We start from the raw sequence: 18,301 nt of genomic DNA on the forward strand, positions 1-18,301 counted from the left end.
ACGCCGTCAAGCGCGGCCTCCTCGTCGGCACCGCCACCATCACCGCACAGATCAAGTAACACCCCGCACCACACGCAGCACCGCACCACACGTGAAGGGCCGCCCCGGGCAACCGGGACGGCCCTTCACCACGTTCAGTGACGCCGGCGCCACCACCGGCGGCGACGGTCGTCAGACGCGGCCGTCAGAGCAGCCGCAGCCGCCGCGGCGGACGCGAGTCGGGCCTCCCGGCGGGCATGCCAGGCGACCAACTCGTCGTCGACGTCCCGCAGCGGCGTCACGACCGGCGGCCCACCGAGCAGCTGACGTCGGGCTTCCTTCACCCGGGCGTTGAAGTCCACCAGGACATCGCGCACGTCGGCCTCCGTCGACAGTGCGTCGAGGGCGTCGTCGAGTTCCGCCTCCTCGGTGCGGAGTGCGAGAGCGGGAGGAGCGATACCGCGGATGTCCTCGCGTTCGATCTTGGAGCGGATCCACCAGTCCGGGTCGTGCTGCCCGTCGTTGCCGGGCAGGGGCTTGCCGTGGTACGGATTGCCCTCGAAGACGCCGCGGCGCTCGGCCTCCTCGATCTGCGCCCGAGCGTGCGCGGCGACGTCGGCCGCCTTCAGTAGGCGGCGTTCCTCACGCACCTCGTCCGGATCGAGCGACCCCCGCTCGATCTCACTGTCGACCAGCTGCTGGTAACGGTAGCGAGCGGCCCTGCGGAGCCGGTCCATCCGTGCATCGACGTCGTTCATGACCCCTCCATGATCACTCCGAGCGGTCGTCCTCGCCAGTCAGTTCCTCGATGGTCAGCGCTGCCTGGATGAGCGCCAGGTGCGACAGTCCCTGGGGGAGGTTGCCCATGAACGAGCCGTCCTCGCTGATCATCTCGCTGAACAGCCCGACGTCGTTCGCCTGGCCGACCATCTCGTCCATCAGGGTCCGAGCGTCGTCGATCCGGCCCGTGCAGGCCATCGCGGCTGCGAGCCAGAACGAGCACGCGACGAAGGGCGACTCCTCGTCCTCGATGCCCGAGTAGCGGTACACCAGCGGTCCGCGCTGCAGCTGCTCCTCGATCGCCCGGATGGTCGACGCCATGCGCGGGCCGCGGTCGAAGGAGCTCATCGCGTGCAGCAGGATCGACGTGTCGAGCGCATCCGAACCCGGGTACATCACGTAGTGACCGCGTTCCTCGTCCCAGCCGTGTTCCGCGACCCACTGCGTGATCAGTTCGCGGTTCTCGACCCACTTGGCGCGCGGCCCGTCGATCATGCCGGCATCGTGAAGGTCCACCGCGGCGTCGAGGGCCTGCCAGCAGCCGATCTTGCTCGTGACGTAGTGCTGGGTGTCCTCGAGCTCCCACATGCCCGAGTCCGGTTCCTCCCACCGGTGGCAGGCGTCGTCGGCGAGTTGCTGCAGGACGGCCGCGGTCTTCCGGTCCAGGACGTTGCCGGCGTTCACGTACTGGCGCAGGATCTCGAAGACGTCACCCCAGACCCCGAGCTGCAGCTGGTCGCCAGCGCGGTTGCCCACCGTGACCGGGCCGATGCCGTTCCACCCGGGGACGTCGCGCTCCTCGACGTCGTCGCTCTTCGTGCCGTCGAGCTCGTAGAAGATCGGCATGTCCTCGTCGTGCTCGGCGATGGTGCGCATCACCCACGACACCGCCGCGTGGGTCTCCTCGCGCAGGCCGAACCGGGTCAGGGCGTGCACGGTGTACGACAGGTCGCGCACCCAGGCGAACCGGTAGTCCCAGTTCTTGCCGCCGGTCCGGTCCTCGGGCAGGCTCGTGGTCGGCGCCGCCGCGATCGCTCCGGTCGGCGAGAAGATGAGCAACTTCAGGGCGAGGGCGCTGCGCTGCACCGCTTCGGCCCAGGGGCCGTCGTAGGAGAACTCCTCCGACCAGGTCGCCCAGTTGTCGATCGTGCGGTCCATCGCGGCGAGTGCACTCTCCGGCCGCGGCATGAAGATCGGCTCGTCGTGCGTGCCCACGATGGTCAGGATGTGCTTCGATCCGTCGCCGGTGGTGAACCGGCCGGAGAAGCGCGGGCGGTCGTCGTCCACCGGGTCGAACCCCTGCTCGACGATCGCGATCGTGATGCCGTCGATGCCGATGACGGCGCCGTTCGCGGTGTCGAGGCGCTTCGGCTCAGCGGTCCCCAGCAGGGTGCCGGGCACGACGGCCCACTCGAACTCCACGGACCCGTTGACCCCCTGGACACAGCGCGCGACCTCGGCCCACGGCAGGCGACCGGCGACCCCGGTGACCATCGCGTCCGTCACCGTCGCCCGCCCGGACGGTGTCGTCCACGTGGTGACGAGCACGTTGGTGCCGGGCAGGTACTCGCGGGTGACCTCGGCCGATCGGTCCACCGGGCGGAGCGCCACGTGGCCGCCGTGTTCGGCGTCGAGGATCTCCGCGAACACGGGCGGTGAGTCCATCGAGGGGATCGGCAGCCAGTCGATCTGTCCGTCGCGGGCGATGAGCGCGACGGTCCGACCATCGCCGATCGCTCCGTAGGTGCGGAGCGGGGCGTAGCCGTCGGTGCGTGCGTGGGTGTCGACCGCGTCGAGGGTGTCTTCGGTGCGCTCCGTCATGCACCCAGACTGCCCGCGCCCGGGGCGCGACCATCAGGCGGACGTACCCCGCTGTGGAGTACGCGGGACGGACCTCCCGACTGTGGACGACCGCGACACGCCCGGGTGAGTTGCGCATCCCGGGCGTGTCGCACTACTGTCGCTCTCCTGCCCAACGGCAGGAACGCCAGCGGCACCAACGCCGCCGGCAGGAACGCCAGCGGCACCAACGCCGCCGGCAGGAACGCCCGTCCCGGGCACACCGGAAGGACCGCGCATGCGCGCCGTGCAGCACAACGAGGAACGCGTCGAGCTCCAGCTCGACGCGACCGCCGTGCTGCCCGAACCGCAGCAGCAGTGGTCCCTCCGCTATCCCGCGTAGGCACGGAACGTCCCACGACGCCCCGTGCCCACCCGGCCCGGGGCGTTCGTCGTCCTGCTCATCCTCGCCACGTCGCGCTCGACGTCGCCCGGAGCGCAGGCCGGACACCGTCCCGGACCGTCATCGAAGACCGTCCAGACGACCGTCCAGACGGCCATCCTGAAAGCGAGACGAAGCAATGAAGAAGATCAACGACCGGCTGCTGAGTTGGGCCTCGATGCTCGAGGACAACACCGAGCAGCAGGCCCGCACGACCGCACGCATGCCGTTCGTGTTCCCGCACCTGGCCCTGATGCCGGACGCCCACCTCGGCCTCGGCGCCACCGTCGGTTCCGTCATCCCGACCCTCGGCGCGGTCATGCCGGCGGCCGTCGGCGTCGACATCGGCTGCGGCATGATCGCGGTCCGGACCCAGTTCACCGAGGCCGACCTGCCCGACGACCTGCAGGAGCTGCGCGAGCAGATCGAGCGCGCGATCCCGCTGTCGGCGGGTGCGTCGAACCGCAAGATCGTCGCGACCGCCGAGCCGCGGATCGCCGAGCTCGAGGCGATGGCCGACGCCGCCGGGTTCGACCCCGCACAGGCGCACGGCGGCTGGCGCAACCAGCTCGGCACGCTCGGCTCCGGGAACCACTTCATCGAGGTCTCCCTCGACGAGCAGGACCGGGTCTGGCTCTTCCTGCACTCCGGATCGCGGGGCGTCGGCAACAAGATCGCGCAGCGGCACATCACGATCGCCAAGCGGCTAATGGAGCGCTGGTGGATCCAGCTGGCGGACCCCGACCTCGCCTACCTGGTCGAGGGCACGCCGGAGTTCGACCGGTACATCGCCGAGCTGCGGTGGGCACAGCACTTCGCCCTGCTCAACCGCGAGGAGATGATGGACCGCGTCGTGCGACAGCTGTCCGAGGTCGTCGGTACCCCCGTCGACGAGCAGGAGCGGATCAACTGCCACCACAACTTCACGCAGCGCGAGACGCACTGGGGGAAGTCCGTGTGGGTGTCCCGCAAGGGTGCGATCCAGGCGACGGCAGGTCAGGCCGGCCTGATCCCCGGGTCCATGGGCACGGCGTCGTACGTCGTCGAGGGCCTCGGCAACAAGCCGTCGCTCGAGTCGTCGCCGCACGGAGCCGGTCGGCTGTTCTCGCGGAGCGCGGCACGGCGGACCTTCACGCACGACCAGCTGCGGGAGGCGATGGTCGGCATCGAGTACCGCGACACCGACGCGTTCCTCGACGAGATCCCGGGCGCGTACAAGCCGATCGACCAGGTCATGGCGGACGCGTCGGACCTCGTGTCGGTCCGGCACACGCTGCGGCAGGTCGTCAACGTGAAGGGCGACTGACGGGAGGCGCGGGTGCAGCCCGCCCCGCGCCGCCCGTCCGACGTCGGTCCGCGTCCACTGCCCGGCGCGGCCCGGACAGACCGGCCCGCGTCGGGCACGCTTGACCGGATGAGCGACACAGCAGAGCACGCAGCACGGGAGACCGGACGACAGGTCCGACGAGCGGCGGACAGCCGCTGGTTCGAGCTGACCGCTCGCGCCGGCTTCGTCGGCAGCGGCATCGTCCACCTGCTGATCGGGTACCTCGCGATCCTGCTCGGCATCGGCAACGCGTCCTCCGGCGGTGAGACCGACCAGTCCGGAGCACTGCAGCAGATCGCTGCCGTGCCGGGCGGGGTCTTCCTGCTCTGGCTGATCGCGATCGGCACGGCAGCACTCACCGTGCGGCTGATCGTCGAGGCCGTCGTCGGCGGCCGGTCGGACAGCACGCGTGGGTGGCTCGCCCGGGCGAAGGACGTCGCGAAGGCCGTGGTCTACGGCATCATCGCGTACTCGTCGGCGTCGTACGCCCTCGGCGCCGGGTCGAGTTCCAGCAGCTCGTCGCAGAGTGCCGCGGCGAAGACCCTCGCGACGCCCGGCGGGGTGTTCGTGCTGCTCCTCGCCGGCGCGATCGCGGTCGCGGTCGGCATCGGGCTCGTGGTCATCGGGTGTCGGCGGACGTTCCGGAAGCAGATCACCCGACCGTCCGGGACGCTCGACCGGGTGGTCACGGTGCTCGGGGTCGTCGGGTACGTCGGCAAGGGCATCGCCGTGGTCATCGTCGGTGTGCTCATCGGTGTGGCCGGACTGCGGAGCGACCCGGAGCAGGCGACGGGCCTCGACGCGGCGTTCGACGCGGTGCGCTCGATGCCCGGTGGCGTGTTCGTCCTGGTCGCGATCGGCATCGGGTTCCTCGCCTTCGGCGTCTACAGCTTCTTCCGCGCGCGGTACGCCCGCCTCTGATATATTGACCTTGCTCGCCTCCTGCTGGGGGGATGAGAAGTCGGAGCCGGTGCACCTGGGGTATACCAGGTCCCGGCTCTTGCGCCGTCCGGTGTTCGCTCACGGACGGACTTCGAAGGTCTCGAGCCCGTCGGCGATCGAATCCGAGAGCGGCTTTCCCGTGGTCATGGCCTCGCCGAACATCCCGAGCAGCTGATCTGGGAGCCAGAGCATCGGCTCGTTCCTGGGGTCACCGTGCTCGACCCGCAGGGTCTTCGGGATGACGCGTCGGCCGCGGAGTGCTTCCACGACTCGCAGATCCCGGGCGATGAGCGCGCTCGCACGTGATTCGAGCGTGAGCAGTGACACGTCGTGGCGAGCGAGCTCCCATCCGAGACGTTCCAGGCAGACCGCTCGTGCTCGTTCTTCCCGACGGAGATCCACGGGTGTGGCGACCACGACGAGGTGCAGGGCTTCGAGTGCCTCGACGGCCTCGCCGACCCGTCGTCGCTCACGCCGACGGAGGTCGTGCCAGTGGAGCTTCCCGTTCGTCGGCCGCAGCGACTCGAGCACCTCGCGGGTGGCTTCGACGTCGTCGGAGTCGACGACGGAGGCGCCGAGCAGGTAGGCGGGCGCATCGAGTCCGTGGGAACGGATGCTCTCGTCGCCCCAGGCGTGGAGTGGACAGATCATCGAGCCACGCTGCCAGCGAGGAGAGTCCACAGCCGAACATTCCGTGTTTCGCTGAGGGAGCACGGAGCCGGCGCCGGTAGACCGGTCCGATGAACACCAGCGCGACGACCGGGCCCGTGACCGTCTTCTCCGACGCCCGGGCGGTCCTCGCCGAGAGCATCGTGTGGGACCCGTCGGCGCAGCTGCTCCGCTGGGCCGACATCACCCTCGGCACCCTCGTCACCGCGCAGTCCGACGGCACCGTGGTGTCGACGGTCCTGCTCCCGCCGCCGCTCGCGAGCTTCCAGCCGCGGGCCTCCGGTGGCTTCGTCGCAGCGCTCGGGGACACCGTCGTCGTGACGGACGAGCACGGGGTGGTCGAGCGTGAACTCACCCGCGTCGAGCACGCCACGGCCGGGCTCCGGTTCAACGAGGGCAAGTGCGACCCGTTCGGCCGGTTCCTGGTCGGCAGCATGAACCTGACGACCGGGGAGCCCGACGGGGCGCTGTACTCGGTCGAGGCGGACGGTGCGACGCGCGTGCTCCGTGGCGGCTTCGGCGTGACGAACGGCTTCGAGTGGTCGGACGACGGCACCGTGATGTACGTCACCGACACGAGCGCATCGACGATCTACCGTGGGTCGTACGGTCCGGACGGCGAACTCGGCGAGCTCGAACCGTTCGTCGTCGGCCACGCCCACGACGGTCTGGTCCGCGACGACGAGGGCTGCTCGTGGAGTGCGATCTACGGCGGCGGCCGGGTGGAGCGGTACGGCCCCGACGGGTCGCACCTCGAGACCGTGGAGCTGCCCACCCCGAACGTGACGTCGGTGGCCTTCGGTGGCCCCGACATGTCGACGCTGTTCGTCGCCTCGGCACGGGAGAACCTCACCGAGGAACAGCTGGAGCAGCACCCGTCCTCGGGGGCGATCCTGGCGGTGCCGACGCGGGTGCACGGGTTCCCCGCGAACACCTTCAGCGGCTGACCGGGCGGGAGCGCACGCTGCGGCGGTGTCCGCGGGTATCGTGGGCGCTCGCCCGACCCGAGGAGACCCACGTGAACGACGAGCGCACGGCAGCCACCCCGGACCCGGCCGGCGAACTCGCGGAGGCCGAGAACGCCGACGTCACCGTCGAGGTGGACCGGGTCGCGGTCGACGGCACGTACGTCCGCGTGAGTTCGATCGGCGAGCCGGGGGAGCGTGCCTTCCTGCTCGTCGCCGGCCTCGGCATCGCGGCCACCTACTACGAGCGGCTCGCCCCGCACCTCAACGAGAACGGCCCGGTGCACGCCCTCGACCTGCCCGGCTTCGCGGGCGTTCCCCGGTTCCGCGGGAAGGTCTCGATCGAGCGGTACGCCGACGCCGTCGAGAAGGTCATCGACGACCTCGGCCTGGTCGACCCGGTCCTGGTCGGCCACTCGATGGGCACCCAGGTCGTGACCGAGGTCGCGGCGCGTCACCCGGAGATCTCGGACCTCGTGCTCATCAGCCCGGTCGTCGACTCGCACGCGCGCACGGTCCGCCAGTCCGCGTTCCGGTTCCTGCGGTCGACCCTGCACGAGCCCTCGGCGGTCCGGTGGCACGGCATCACGGCGTACGCGCTGTGCGGATGGCACTGGTTCTCGAAGGTGCTGCCCCGGATGATCGTGTTCCCGATCGAGGAGCGCGCGGCCCACGTGCAGGCGCGCACCCTCATCGTCCGCGGCGAGCACGACGCGATGGTCCCGCGGGACTGGATCCGCCGGCTCGCGCGGGTGTTCCCCTACGCGGTGCTGCGCGAGGTCGTCGACGGCGCCCACTCCGTGATGCACGCCCAGGCCGACGCGGTCGCGCGGCTTGCGGTCGCACACGTCGACCACCGGCTGCCGGACCGCGGGGTCGGTTCGCTGCAGCGGGTGCGCGACGACTCGACGGCGTCCGACTTGTCGCGTCTGAGCCCGAGCGAGGCGTGGATGCTCGTGAAGTCGCGCTTCGTCGAACTGGTCGGCATGGCGAAGAACGACGACGAGACGCTCGAGGCGGCGAAGTCCGCCCACGCGGTCGCGATGGCCGACGGGGACGACCTGCCGGTCGACCCGGCCGACCGCAAGGCGGTGGTCGACGCCGTCGCACCCGAGGCCGACTCGAACCGCTGACACCGGGCACTGCAGGCGACGTACAGGAGGCCCGGTGCCGGTTCCGTGAACCGGCACCGGGCCTCCCGTCGGTCGCGTTCAGGGCGACCCGTGCGCCGGTCAGGCCGTGATGCGGCCCGCCAGCATGTCCGACGTCAGGGAGTTCGCCTCGGCGAGGACCTTGCGGGCCTCGTCGGTCTTGTCCCACACGTTCCAGAGCAGCACGCCGCGCACCGTGTCGTCGTCGTCCAGGTAGTAGACGACGCCGGTGACGGTCGGGTCCTGCCAGTCCTCGACGGTGCGGAGCTTCGTGGAGACCTGCCCCACCGCCTCGTACCCCATGTCGAAGACGTCGGAGTAGAACATCGGCGTGTGGTCGTAGGTCTCGTCGGCGTCGGCGAGGTTCCGGCCCGCCTGCCGACCCTGCTGCTGCGCGTTGTCGACGTGCTCGACCCGACGGGTCCCGAGGATCCGGTCCGGGTACTCGGCGACGTCGCCGGCGGCGAAGACCGAGTCGTCGTCGGTGAGCAGCGTCGACGAGACCACGATGCCGTCGCGCACGGTCAGACCGGCGTCGGCGGCGAGCTGGGTGGCGGGCTCGATGCCGAGTCCGGCGACCACGGCGTCTGCCTCGAGCACGGAGCCGTCGTCGAGCGTGAGCGTGACCCCGTCGGCCGTCTGCGTGCCGGACTCGACCCGACGTCCGAGCCGGAGGTCCACGCCGGCGTCGACGAAGCGCTGTTGGAACGCGCGCGCGAGGTCCTCCGGGAACATCCGGCCGCCCACGATGTCGTCGGGGTCGACCAGGGTGACGCGGGCGCCGTTCTGCACGACCCCCGCGGTGATCTCCTGGCCGATGTAGCCGCCACCGACGACGACCACGTGCGCCCCGGCGTCGGCGAGCTCGCGGAGCTTCCGGTAGTCGTCGGCGCTGCGGTAGTCGAGCACGCGGTCCGAGGGCTCCAGGCCCGGCAACCCGCGGGGCTTGCCGCCGGTCGCGATGAGCAGCCGCTCGTAGCCGTGGGTCTGGCCGTCGGCCGTGGTCACGGTCTTCGATGCACGGTCGATCCCCGTCACCGCGGTGCCGAGGACGAACGACGCCCCGGTCTCCTCGGTGTGCAGGTCGACCTTCTCGTCCCAGCTGAAGTCCGGGTCGGTCCACAGCTTCTTCGACAGGGCCGGGCGGGCGTAGGGCCGGTCGACGTCCTCACTGAGGATGCCGATCGTGCCGTCGGCGTCGAGCTCGCGGACACCGCGGGCGGCGGCGTCGGCGACCATCCCGCCGCCGATGATGAGGTATCGGTAGTCGGTCACGGTGCCTCCCGGCGTCAGATCGTGGCGACCGAGCCGGAGTCGACCCGGTAGTTGGAGCCGTTGACGAAGCTCGCGAGGTCGGAGCAGAGGAACGCGATGACGTTCGCGACCTCTTCCGGCTCACCGCGGCGCTTCAGCTCCATGTAGGGACGTTCCTCGTCGAGGAAACTCGTGATCGCGTCGTCGAAGCTCTGGTTCGTCTCCTTCGCCCGCTTGTTCATCATCGCGTCCGTCATGGGCGTGTGGATGAACGCGGGGCTGACGGTGTTCACGAGCACGCCCTCCCGCGCGTAGGTGCGCGACAGGCCCTTCGCGAACGACAGGACCCCGGCCTTCGCGGCGCAGTAGGGCAGTTCGTCGTCGTAGGGCTGCGAGGCGTCCTCGGACACGAGGTACACGATCCGGCCCCACCCGCCCTGCCGCAGGTCGCCGATGAACTCGCGCGTGATGCGGACAGGACCCATCAGGTCGACGTCGATGGTGTCGGCCCAACCCTGCTCGTCGATCTCGTGGAACAGTCCCTGGGCGCCGGTGACGCCCGAGGACTGCACCAGGATGTCGATCGCGCCGACGGCGTCCCGCACCTTGCCGTGCAGGTCCGCCAGGCTCGCCGCGCTCGTGACGTCGGCCGCGAACGCGTGCAGCTTGCCGAGCGGCGCTTCGAGCTGGTCGGCGCTGTTGTCGAGCTGCGCCTGGTCGAGGTCACTCACGACCACGGTCGCACCCTCCGCCAGGAGGATGCGAGCCGTGTTCCAGCCGATGCCGGAGTCGGCACCGAAGACGAGCGCGGTCTTGCCCTGGATGCCGAGGTCCACTCGGTCCCCTAGGCGTGCGCCGAGGCGTCGGCGACGGCAGGCGTCGTGGCGGAGGCCAGCGGCGTGCTCGGCGCGCGGTTCTCGGCGGAGACCATCCACGCGAGCTGCTCGAGGCGCTCGATGAAGCCGTGGAGCAGGTCCGCGGTCGTCGGGTCCTCTTCGTCGACCTCGTCGTGGACGTCGCGCATGGTGCCGGTCGCCTGGTAGAGGCGGAGCGTCACCTGGTCGATGGCGTCGTGCGTCGTGATCTCGCCCTCGGGGAACTGGTCGAGGTGGCTCGACGCCGAGACCGTGCTCGAGCGTCCGTCCGGCACGGCGTACAGGGCGCGCATGCGCTCCGCCGTGTCGTCGGCGAACTCGCGTGCGGCGTCGACGATCTCGTCGAGCTGCAGGTGCAGGTCGCGGAAGTTCGTGCCGAGGATGTTCCAGTGGGCCTGCTTGCCCTGGAGGTGCAGGTCGATGAGGTCCACGAGGACCGCCTGGAGGTTCTTGGCCATCTTGTCCGAAGCGTGCATGGTGGTGGCTCCTTTCGCGTCGGTGACCCTTCCGGTCTACGCGGTGCGGCCGAGACCACTCTCAGTGCGCACGGAACCGCACTGTCCCCCGGGCGTTCCACCGGGTGTGTTCGCGCCGGTCAGTGGGCCGGTGCCGGGTCGACCTGGTCGACGGCGCCGCGCATCTGCTCGAGGAACGACGCGACGATGCGTGCCTCGGACGCGGGCAGTCCCTCGGCGATCGACATCATCCGGCGGTGCATGATGCCGAGGGTCGCGCGGACCTCGTCGTCGGTCTCGGTCGTCGGGGTGATCACGAGCGCTCGACGGTCGGTGGGGTGCGGGTCGCGGCGCACGTGGTTCGACTTGACCAGGCGGTCGATCAGGATCGTGGTCGAGGCCGACGAGATCTTGAGGTAGGCGGCGAGGTCCTTCGGGCTGATGCTGCGGCCCGAGCGCTGCGACTGCAGCAGGAAGCGCACGGCGAGCAGGTCGGTCTCGCCCATGCCCATCGAGTCGCGGGTGCGGCGGCGCATCGCGGTCTCGGCGGCCCGGTAGCGACGCAGGGCGTTGAGCACGGCGACCCCGCGCTGGGTCGCGTCGTCGTCGGGGAACCAGTACCCGGACGCCTCGGTGATCTCCTGCGTTGCCATTGCCACAGGCTAGTCCGTCTCGTATGGAGGCCGTCTAGCGACTTCCTGTGGGTGTGCCTGCTTCGTTCCCGCGTGCAGGACGGGAGGCCCGTGGCGGGGTCGCCACGGGCCTCCCGTCCGTCCTGAGGTGCGGTCGACCGCACCCGGTCGCTCTACGCGGCGGCCTGCTCGGTCGAGGCGTCGGCGAGTGCGTTCAGCGCGCCCTGGACGAGCGAGGTGACCTCGGCGTCCTCGCGCGGGTGGGTCTCCGCGAAGCGGACGACCGACTGCGGGATCGCGACCTTGACGTCCTCGAGGACCTTCGCGCCGGCAATGCCGGCGACCTTGCGGGCGTCGTCGTGGGCCCACACGCCGCCGTACTGCCCGAACGCGGAACCGATGGCGGCGAGCGGCTTGCCGGACAGCGGCGAGGCGCCGAACGGACGCGATGCCCAGTCGAGGGCGTTCTTCAGCACGGCCGGGATCGTGCCGTTGTACTCGGGGGTGACGAGCAGGACGGCGTCCGCGGCGGCGATCGCGTCGCGGAAGGCGACCGCTGCGGCCGGCGGGGTGTCGCCGTCGATGTCCTCGTTGTAGAACGGCAGGTCGACGATGCCGTCGAACGTGGTGACCTCGATGCCCTCCGGCGCGTGGTGCGCCGCGGCCTCGGCGAGCTTGCGGTTGATGGAGTCGGCGCGGAGGCTGCCGACGAGTGCGAGGACGTTCGTCATGGTGATCCTTCTGGTTCGAGACGTTGTTCTGGGACGGAAAGGTGTCTGCGACAACCAATCCGAGCGTACGGCGTGCTATTCCCAGACCGCTGGGTACGGTGGCGACGTGAGCACGCTTCGGACGCCGGCCAGCACGCCCCGCACGACGAACCCGGACTGGTGGCGCGATGCCGTCGTCTACCAGGTCTACCCACGCAGCTTCGCGGACTCGAACGCCGACGGCCTGGGCGACGTCGCGGGCATCACCAGCCGCGTGCCCTACCTGTCGGCGCTCGGCGTCGACGCCCTCTGGCTCTCGCCGTTCTTCCCGTCGCCCCTCGCCGACGGCGGGTACGACGTGGCCGACTACCGGGCGGTCGATCCGCGACTCGGCTCGCTCGAGGACCTGGACGCCCTGCTCCGGTCCGCGCACGAGCACGACCTGCGGGTGATCGTGGACATCGTGCCGAACCACACCTCGGACGAGCACGAGTGGTTCCGGGCGGCACTCGCGTCCGCGCCGGGCTCGCCGGAACGGGCGCGCTACGTCTTCCGCGACGGGGCGGGTGTGTCCGGGGAACTGCCGCCGAGCGACTGGGTGTCGAACTTCGGCGGGAGCGCCTGGACCAGGGTCGCGGACGGTCAGTGGTACCTGCACCTCTTCGCACCCGAGCAGCCCGACCTGGACTGGTCCAACCCTGAGGTCCGTGCGAATTTCGAGGACACGCTGCGCTTCTGGTCGGACCGCGGGGTCGACGGCTTCCGGGTCGACGTCGCACACGGCCTGGCGAAGGACCTGTCGACGCCGTACCGCGCATCGAACGAGCACGCGCTGCCGCTCGACGGCTCCGACCCGCTGTACGACCGCGACGAGGTGCACGAGGTCTTCGCGTCCTGGCGCACCGTGCTCGACGAGTACGACCCGCCCCGGGCCGCCGTCGCCGAGGCCTGGGCACCGGCACCGCGACGCGTCCTGTACGCCCGGCCCACCGAACTCGGGCAGGCGTTCAACTTCGACCTGCTCGAGGCGCCGTTCGAGGCCGCTGCGTTCCGGAGCATCATCGAGCGGAACCTGGCGGCGTCCGAGCAGTCCGGTGCGTCGAGCACCTGGGTGCTGTCGAACCACGACGTCGTGCGGCACGCCAGCCGGTACGGCCTGCCGGACGACACCGACACCGATGCCTGGCTGCTGACGGACGGCACTACGCCCGAGCTCGACCGGGAGCGGGGCCTGCGCCGAGCCCGCGCCGCGACCCTGCTGATGCTCGCGCTGCCCGGGTCGTCGTACGTCTACCAGGGCGAGGAACTCGGCCTGCACGAAGCCGCCGCGATCCCGCGTGACGAGCTGCAGGATCCGAAGTGGCTGCGCTCAGGACACACCGTCAAGGGCCGGGACGGGTGCCGTGTGCCGATCCCGTGGACGACCTCCGGACCGTCGTTCGGCTTCGGGGACGTCGCGCCGCTGCTGCCGCAGCCCGCGGACTTCGGGGCGTCGTCGGTGCAGGCGGAGGACGGGGATCCGGCATCGACGCTGTCCCTGTACCGGGCAGCGCTCGACGCTCGTCGCCGGTTGCAGCAGGGGGAGGAGCTCACCTGGCTGGACGCCCCCGACGACGTGGTCGCCTTCGCCCGGCACGACGGGTGGCGGTCGGTCACGAACCTCGGCACGACGCCCGTGCCGCTGCCGTCGGGTGACGTCGTGGTCGCGTCCGGGCCGCTCGGTGACGCGGCCGGCGTGCTGCCGGGCGAGACGACGGTCTGGTTGGCCTGAGCGGACCATCTCTGGCCGTTCTTCCTCCACAGCTCTTCCTCCACAGCCAGGAGGCCCGTGGCTGCGATCCACAGATCGGCTTCGGCTCGACCTGCGGTGACCGCTCGATCGCGACGATCGGGACATGACAGAACCCACTGCTCCGACATCCGTCCCGGACCCGCTCCGGTCGCGGGCTGCCCGTCGCTTCGCGACGGTGTGCACCGCGCTGACCGCCCTCGCCGTCCTCGCGGCTCCTGCGATCCTGCCCACCGGCTCGAGTGCGGCGACACTCGACTTCCCCTACGACAACTCGTTCACCAGCGCGGCCGGTGGCACCCTGAGCGGTGACGCCGCGATCGTCGACGGCCGTCTCCGCCTGACCGACGACGTCCGGAACCAGGCCGGGGCGTGGTCGACGAACGACACGTTCCCGTCGGGCACCGGGCTCGAGATCGCGTTCGACTACGCGATGCACACCGACAAGGACGACCCCGGCGCTGACGGCCTGCTGCTCTTCCTCGCCGACGGCGCCGCCGTGCAGGGGGTCGGGGCGTTCGGCGCCGGCCTCGGGTACGCCTGCCGGAGCACGCAGACCGAGGGCGGCGGACAGGCGTGTGACCTGCCCGGGGTCCCTGGTGGGTTCGCCGCGATCGCGATCGACCACTACGGCAACTTCTCGTCGCGGATCAACGGCTCGGGGCCGAGGGCGCAGGCCGACCACGTCGTCGTCCGCGGGTCCGGCAACGGGAACGACGGCTACCGCTACGTCGCGGGGGCTCCGGCACCCGGGGGCACCGTGACGACCGGCTCGACGCCGCGCACGGTCCGCGTCACGCTGCTGCCGGGCGAGGACGGCGAGCTCACGCTGACGGTGCGGCTGCAGGTCGGTCAGGTGATGCGCACCGTGCTCGACGGGGTCCCGCTGCACGGCGACGGACAGGTGCCGATGCCGAGCACGCTGCGGCTCGGGTTCGCCGGCGCCACCGGCAGCCACGTGAACACCCACGAGATCGACGCCCTCCGGGTCCGGAAGCCGGCGGACCTGTCCGTGGAGCACGACCTGCCCGCGACCTCGGTCGCCGGCAGCACCGTCCGGTACACCGTGACCGCACGGAACCCCGGTCCGAACGACGCCGAGCCGAGCCCACTGCGGGTGGACGTCCCCGAGGGCATCGAGGACGCCACCTGGACCTGCGCGCCGGCAGCGGGTTCGGGCTGCGCCGTCGCGTCAGGAGCGGGCGACGTCGAGACGGACCTCGCCCTGCCCCGCGGCGGATCGGCCGTCGTCACCGTCGAGGGGCGCATCGCCGACGGTGCCGAGGGGCCGCTCGAGAGCGTCGCGACCATCGCACCGCCGTCGTCGATGTCCGACACGAACGAAGCCGACAACGCCTCGCGGGCGAGCACCACGGTCGTCACGGCCGTGGCCGCGGCGCACGTCGAGACGGACAAGTCCGTCTCACCCACGACCGTCGAGCCCGGCGACGAGGTCGTGTACACCGTGACCGCACGGAACCGTGGGCCATCGGTAGCCCAGCAGGTCGGCGCGACGGACGACCTGCCCGACGCGATGCGGTTCGTCGGGTCCGACGACGGCTGCACGGCCGAGGGGCAGCGGGTGACCTGCCGTTCCGACGTCGCGCTCGCCGTGGGGGAGACCCACGACTTCCGGCTCCGGGCCGTGCTCGATCCGGAGTACCAGGGGGACGGCTCCGACGTGGTGAACGTGGCCACGGCGACCTCCCCGACGGACCCGGACGGCGGCGACCCGTCGACCGAGGTCGCGATCGTCGTCGACCAGGACGACGAGGGTCCCGCGCCGACCCCGTCCCCGACCCTGGCGCCCGACCCCGACGACGCGGCATCGGTGCCGGATGCTCCCCGCGGTGACGACGGCGACGGCGACCGGGGTCCCCGTGGCCCCGTCACCGACGCGGCGCCGCAGGCCGCACGGGGCGCCCTCGCCTACACCGGCGTCGAGGACCTCGGGCTGGTCGCCGCGCTCGCCGCGGTGGTCGTCGCGGCCGGTTCGACCTGCTGGTGGCTCGCGCGTCGGCGTGGACGGCGTTCGGTGGTGACGGACGACCAGCCACGGTCCTGATCCAGCGGTGGGGTGGCGTCGTCCGGGCGACGCCACCCCGGCCGGCATTCGAGCATCCTCAGTGCTGCGGACCCCCGGCGGTCGGTCGGCTGCCACCGCGGCGGTAGGATCGATCTCACGATCCGCATGCCTGAAAGAGGTCCCGTGTCCGACACCGTGGACGACGCCACCACCGTGAACGAGGCGACCCAACGCGCGCGGTACTGGCCGATCCCGATCCTCCGGGCTGTGCCCGCCGCGGTCGTCGCGCTCGTCATCACCTTCTCGACGAACCACGCCGCCGGCTACGGCCTGCTGTTGTTCGCGGGCTTCGCGCTGGTCGAGGGGCTCGTACTCCTGTGGGCCGGCGTCGCGCGGCTCCCGCTCGACGGTCGGTCCCGCCGCACCACGCTGCTGCAGGCCGTCATCACCCTGCTCGCCGCCGTCGCCGGGTTCGCCGGCAACGGCCTCGGGCTGCCGGCGTTCATCTCGGTCATCGTCGCCTTCGCGGTGCTCACCGGTGCGCTCGAGCTGGCACAGGGTCTGCGGGCTCGTCGTCGTTCCCCCTTCGCGCGGGACTGGACCACGATCGGCGCGCTCACCCTGCTGCTCGCGATCGCGTTCCTCATCACCCCGCCGGACTACTCGCAGCAGCTCGGTGGTGTGGAGCAGGTCACCGGCACGCTCGACGCCTCGATCGTCCTGGTCGGCCTGCTCGGCGCCTACCTCGCCATCACGGCGGTCTTCCACGTGATCGCCGGCCTCTCGCACAAGTGGGGCACGGCCACGCCGTCCGTCGCCCCGGACGGAGCACCACACGCATGACCACCCCCAGCCGTCGTGACCGTCTGCGCCCGGTCGAGCTCCTCGGGATCTCCGCGATCATCGCGGTGTTCACCGGACTCGTCGTGCTGTTCTCGACGCGGGAACTGCAGCTGGCCGTGATCTTCCTCGGCGTCGCGTTCATCGTCGTCGTCGTGGTGCTGGCGATGCTCCAGCTCGCGTCGACGAGCGACCAGGACGACAACGACATGCTCGGCGGGCACAAGACGCCCGGCGACGGCGAGGGCGACGACTTCCACTGATCCACGGCGGTCGCCGCCGATCGCACCGCGGTCGGACACGCCCGAGATCACGTTTCCGCCACGGTCCTGTCAGGATCGCGGGTCCTGCCGACACCTCTGGGTGAAGGAGGTGGGATGTGGACGTGACGACCGACACGGACGAGGCGCTCGTCCGTGCGATCGCGCAGGGGGACACCGATGCGCTCGCACGGGTGTTCGACCGCTACGCCGCCACGCTCACCCGGTACGCCTGGGCACTCGTCGACGACCGGTCGGACGTCGAGGAGATCGTGCAGGACACGTTCCTGACCCTGTGGCAGCGAGCGGTGGCGCTGGAGCTCCCGGCGGCCACCGTGCTGCCGTGGCTGCTCGTCGTCTGCCGGAACCACGCCTTCAACACCGGGCGCAAGCAGGCCCGCCGCCGCGCGGACGAGCTCCCCGAGCACCTCTCGTCGCCGGCCGAGCACGACGAGGCCCGCGAGACCCTGCGCTGGGTCCGGGCCGAGATCGCCGCGCTCCCCGACGTCGACCGCCGCATCTGCGAGCTCTGCCTGCTCGAGGGGCACTCCTACGCCGAGGCCGCCGAGCTGCTGGGCCTCAGCGTCGGGGCAGTCACCCAGCGCGTCTCGCGCAATCGACGCCGACTCAAGAAGGTGGTGATGCACGATGAACACTGAGCCTCCCGAGGGAGACGACCTGCAGCGCATGCTCGTCTCGATGAAGCAGCACGTCCTCGAACGTGCCACCCCGCGCCCGAAGCGCCGTCGTGGTCGGTCCGGTGTGGTCATCGGCGTCGTCGCGCTGCTCGCCGTCGGTACCGCTACCGGAGCCGTCGCGCTGACGCTCTCGCAGCAGGACACCCCGGTCGCCGCGCCCACCCAGACGCAGGCGCCCGAGCCCTCGCCGACGGCCACCACCCCGAGTTCCGCACCGATCACCGGCACGCCACGCCCCACCGCGACGTCGACGCCCCTGAACACCACCGCCACGATCCCGACGGACTGCCGCGCGGTCGTGCCGGCGTCGGAGTACTCCCGGTTCTTCGGGGACATCACCGCGACCGAGCAGGACATCGACGGCGCGAGTGACGGTGGCGACGGCACCGCCGCTACCGGACTCAGCTGTGAATGGCGGGCGCCGGGTGCGGACGGTGGGGCGCTGTACGTCACGGTCTCCACCACGACCGCAGAGCAGACCCGGAACCAGGTCGACACGTTCGGTGACGAGGCCGGCGGCACCTGCACCGAGCGTCCGGACGGCACACTGTGTCAGCTCCGAGCGACCCTCGACGGCGGCGTCGCCAAGGCGTACACCCTGTACGTCCGCGGCGACAGCTCCGTCGTCGTCGACCAGATCGGCTTCCCGACCGACAACCTGCTGGGTGCGGTCGTCGGGGAGGTGTGGGGGGACTGACGGCCAGGAGGCTCGTGGCGGACCCGCCCCG

18 protein-coding genes are annotated in these 18,301 nt (G+C 71.1%); 10 read left to right on the plus strand and 8 right to left on the minus strand.

The features are described 5' to 3' along the window. Window positions 1-134: 134 nt before the first annotated feature. Together ITJ69_RS12615 and ITJ69_RS12620 are read right to left on the minus strand one after the other, a co-directional pair. Window positions 135-737: a DUF1992 domain-containing protein gene (locus ITJ69_RS12615; protein ID WP_194672930.1), complete on the minus strand. Its 603-nt coding sequence runs from the start codon at window positions 735-737 to the stop codon at window positions 135-137. A gap of 13 nt (window positions 738-750) precedes the next feature. Then, complete coding sequence (locus ITJ69_RS12620; RefSeq protein WP_132099406.1) at window positions 751-2,580, minus strand: glycoside hydrolase family 15 protein; 1,830 nt, start codon at window positions 2,578-2,580, stop codon at window positions 751-753. 539 nt (window positions 2,581-3,119) lie between these two features. On the opposite strand from ITJ69_RS12620, the gene ITJ69_RS12625 reads away from it, so the two are divergent. Together ITJ69_RS12625 and ITJ69_RS12630 are read left to right on the plus strand one after the other, a co-directional pair. Beyond that, the gene (locus ITJ69_RS12625; RefSeq protein WP_194672931.1) at window positions 3,120-4,286 is read left to right on the plus strand and encodes an RtcB family protein; all 1,167 of its coding nucleotides are present in this window, start codon (window positions 3,120-3,122) and stop codon (window positions 4,284-4,286) included. Between the two features lie 108 nt (window positions 4,287-4,394). Beyond that, window positions 4,395-5,228, plus strand: coding sequence for a DUF1206 domain-containing protein (locus tag ITJ69_RS12630; RefSeq protein WP_123293429.1), 834 nt, complete (start codon window positions 4,395-4,397; stop codon window positions 5,226-5,228). A 99-nt stretch (window positions 5,229-5,327) separates the two neighbouring features. Here ITJ69_RS12630 and ITJ69_RS12635 read toward each other — a convergent pair whose 3' ends face one another. Beyond that, window positions 5,328-5,900 carry a hypothetical protein gene (locus ITJ69_RS12635; protein WP_159570824.1) on the minus strand — a complete coding sequence of 191 codons (573 nt, stop codon included), beginning with the start codon at window positions 5,898-5,900 and terminating at the stop codon, window positions 5,328-5,330. A gap of 89 nt (window positions 5,901-5,989) precedes the next feature. On the opposite strand from ITJ69_RS12635, the gene ITJ69_RS12640 reads away from it, so the two are divergent. Together ITJ69_RS12640 and ITJ69_RS12645 are read left to right on the plus strand one after the other, a co-directional pair. Next, a complete protein-coding gene (locus tag ITJ69_RS12640) occupies window positions 5,990-6,865 on the plus strand; it encodes an SMP-30/gluconolactonase/LRE family protein (RefSeq protein WP_194672932.1) in 876 nt (291 codons plus the stop codon). A 71-nt stretch (window positions 6,866-6,936) separates the two neighbouring features. Continuing rightward, complete coding sequence (locus ITJ69_RS12645) at window positions 6,937-8,016, plus strand: alpha/beta fold hydrolase (RefSeq protein WP_159570830.1); 1,080 nt, start codon at window positions 6,937-6,939, stop codon at window positions 8,014-8,016. A gap of 99 nt (window positions 8,017-8,115) precedes the next feature. Here the strand turns inward: ITJ69_RS12645 and ITJ69_RS12650 are convergent, their stop codons facing one another. The 5 genes from ITJ69_RS12650 to ITJ69_RS12670 all read right to left on the minus strand — a co-directional run bounded on the left by ITJ69_RS12650 (window position 8,116) and on the right by ITJ69_RS12670 (window position 11,981). Beyond that, on the minus strand, window positions 8,116-9,309 hold the full coding sequence (locus ITJ69_RS12650) for an NAD(P)/FAD-dependent oxidoreductase (RefSeq protein ID WP_159570833.1): 1,194 nt from the start codon (window positions 9,307-9,309) through the stop codon (window positions 8,116-8,118). Window positions 9,310-9,323: 14 nt separating this feature from the next. After that, window positions 9,324-10,124, minus strand: a complete 801-nt coding sequence (locus ITJ69_RS12655; RefSeq protein ID WP_131844787.1) for an SDR family NAD(P)-dependent oxidoreductase — start codon at window positions 10,122-10,124, stop codon at window positions 9,324-9,326. A gap of 8 nt (window positions 10,125-10,132) precedes the next feature. Continuing rightward, window positions 10,133-10,639, minus strand: coding sequence for a Dps family protein (locus ITJ69_RS12660; protein ID WP_159570836.1), 507 nt, complete (start codon window positions 10,637-10,639; stop codon window positions 10,133-10,135). Window positions 10,640-10,758: 119 nt separating this feature from the next. Then, window positions 10,759-11,271, minus strand: a complete 513-nt coding sequence (locus tag ITJ69_RS12665; RefSeq protein WP_159570839.1) for a MarR family winged helix-turn-helix transcriptional regulator — start codon at window positions 11,269-11,271, stop codon at window positions 10,759-10,761. Between the two features lie 152 nt (window positions 11,272-11,423). Then, window positions 11,424-11,981, minus strand: coding sequence for an NADPH-dependent FMN reductase (locus ITJ69_RS12670; RefSeq protein WP_111086916.1), 558 nt, complete (start codon window positions 11,979-11,981; stop codon window positions 11,424-11,426). Window positions 11,982-12,087: 106 nt separating this feature from the next. On the opposite strand from ITJ69_RS12670, the gene ITJ69_RS12675 reads away from it, so the two are divergent. The 6 genes from ITJ69_RS12675 to ITJ69_RS12700 all read left to right on the plus strand — a co-directional run bounded on the left by ITJ69_RS12675 (window position 12,088) and on the right by ITJ69_RS12700 (window position 18,270). Next, complete coding sequence (locus tag ITJ69_RS12675; protein WP_323743098.1) at window positions 12,088-13,731, plus strand: glycoside hydrolase family 13 protein; 1,644 nt, start codon at window positions 12,088-12,090, stop codon at window positions 13,729-13,731. 124 nt (window positions 13,732-13,855) lie between these two features. Beyond that, window positions 13,856-15,814: a lectin-like domain-containing protein gene (locus ITJ69_RS12680; protein ID WP_194672934.1), complete on the plus strand. Its 1,959-nt coding sequence runs from the start codon at window positions 13,856-13,858 to the stop codon at window positions 15,812-15,814. 144 nt (window positions 15,815-15,958) lie between these two features. After that, on the plus strand, window positions 15,959-16,618 hold the full coding sequence (locus ITJ69_RS12685) for a DUF308 domain-containing protein (protein WP_123339942.1): 660 nt from the start codon (window positions 15,959-15,961) through the stop codon (window positions 16,616-16,618). Further along, a complete protein-coding gene (locus ITJ69_RS12690; protein WP_111086912.1) occupies window positions 16,615-16,878 on the plus strand; it encodes a hypothetical protein in 264 nt (87 codons plus the stop codon). The genes ITJ69_RS12685 and ITJ69_RS12690 overlap by 4 nt, the downstream gene beginning before the upstream one ends. A 122-nt stretch (window positions 16,879-17,000) precedes the next feature. Continuing rightward, window positions 17,001-17,534: an RNA polymerase sigma factor gene (locus tag ITJ69_RS12695; protein ID WP_235035799.1), complete on the plus strand. Its 534-nt coding sequence runs from the start codon at window positions 17,001-17,003 to the stop codon at window positions 17,532-17,534. Next, a complete protein-coding gene (locus tag ITJ69_RS12700; RefSeq protein WP_159570851.1) occupies window positions 17,524-18,270 on the plus strand; it encodes a hypothetical protein in 747 nt (248 codons plus the stop codon). The genes ITJ69_RS12695 and ITJ69_RS12700 overlap by 11 nt, the downstream gene beginning before the upstream one ends. Window positions 18,271-18,301 lie beyond the last annotated feature (31 nt).

It is taken from the genome of Curtobacterium sp. VKM Ac-2887 (assembly GCF_015350935.1).
Lineage (GTDB): Bacteria > Actinomycetota > Actinomycetes > Actinomycetales > Microbacteriaceae > Curtobacterium.

Excerpts from the sequence above, each read along its gene's own strand:
- ITJ69_RS12615 (WP_194672930.1), bottom strand. The coding sequence starts at position 737 with ATGAACGACGTCGATGCACGGATGGACCGGCTCCGCAGGGCCGCTCGC.
- ITJ69_RS12620 (WP_132099406.1), bottom strand. The coding sequence starts at position 2,580 with ATGACGGAGCGCACCGAAGACACCCTCGACGCGGTCGACACCCACGCA.
- ITJ69_RS12625 (WP_194672931.1), top strand. The coding sequence starts at position 3,120 with ATGAAGAAGATCAACGACCGGCTGCTGAGTTGGGCCTCGATGCTCGAG.
- ITJ69_RS12630 (WP_123293429.1), top strand. The coding sequence starts at position 4,395 with ATGAGCGACACAGCAGAGCACGCAGCACGGGAGACCGGACGACAGGTC.
- ITJ69_RS12635 (WP_159570824.1), bottom strand. The coding sequence starts at position 5,900 with ATGATCTGTCCACTCCACGCCTGGGGCGACGAGAGCATCCGTTCCCAC.
- ITJ69_RS12640 (WP_194672932.1), top strand. The coding sequence starts at position 5,990 with ATGAACACCAGCGCGACGACCGGGCCCGTGACCGTCTTCTCCGACGCC.
- ITJ69_RS12660 (WP_159570836.1), bottom strand. The coding sequence starts at position 10,639 with ATGCACGCTTCGGACAAGATGGCCAAGAACCTCCAGGCGGTCCTCGTG.
- ITJ69_RS12665 (WP_159570839.1), bottom strand. The coding sequence starts at position 11,271 with ATGGCAACGCAGGAGATCACCGAGGCGTCCGGGTACTGGTTCCCCGAC.
- ITJ69_RS12670 (WP_111086916.1), bottom strand. The coding sequence starts at position 11,981 with ATGACGAACGTCCTCGCACTCGTCGGCAGCCTCCGCGCCGACTCCATC.
- ITJ69_RS12680 (WP_194672934.1), top strand. The coding sequence starts at position 13,856 with ATGACAGAACCCACTGCTCCGACATCCGTCCCGGACCCGCTCCGGTCG.
- ITJ69_RS12690 (WP_111086912.1), top strand. The coding sequence starts at position 16,615 with ATGACCACCCCCAGCCGTCGTGACCGTCTGCGCCCGGTCGAGCTCCTC.
- ITJ69_RS12700 (WP_159570851.1), top strand. The coding sequence starts at position 17,524 with ATGAACACTGAGCCTCCCGAGGGAGACGACCTGCAGCGCATGCTCGTC.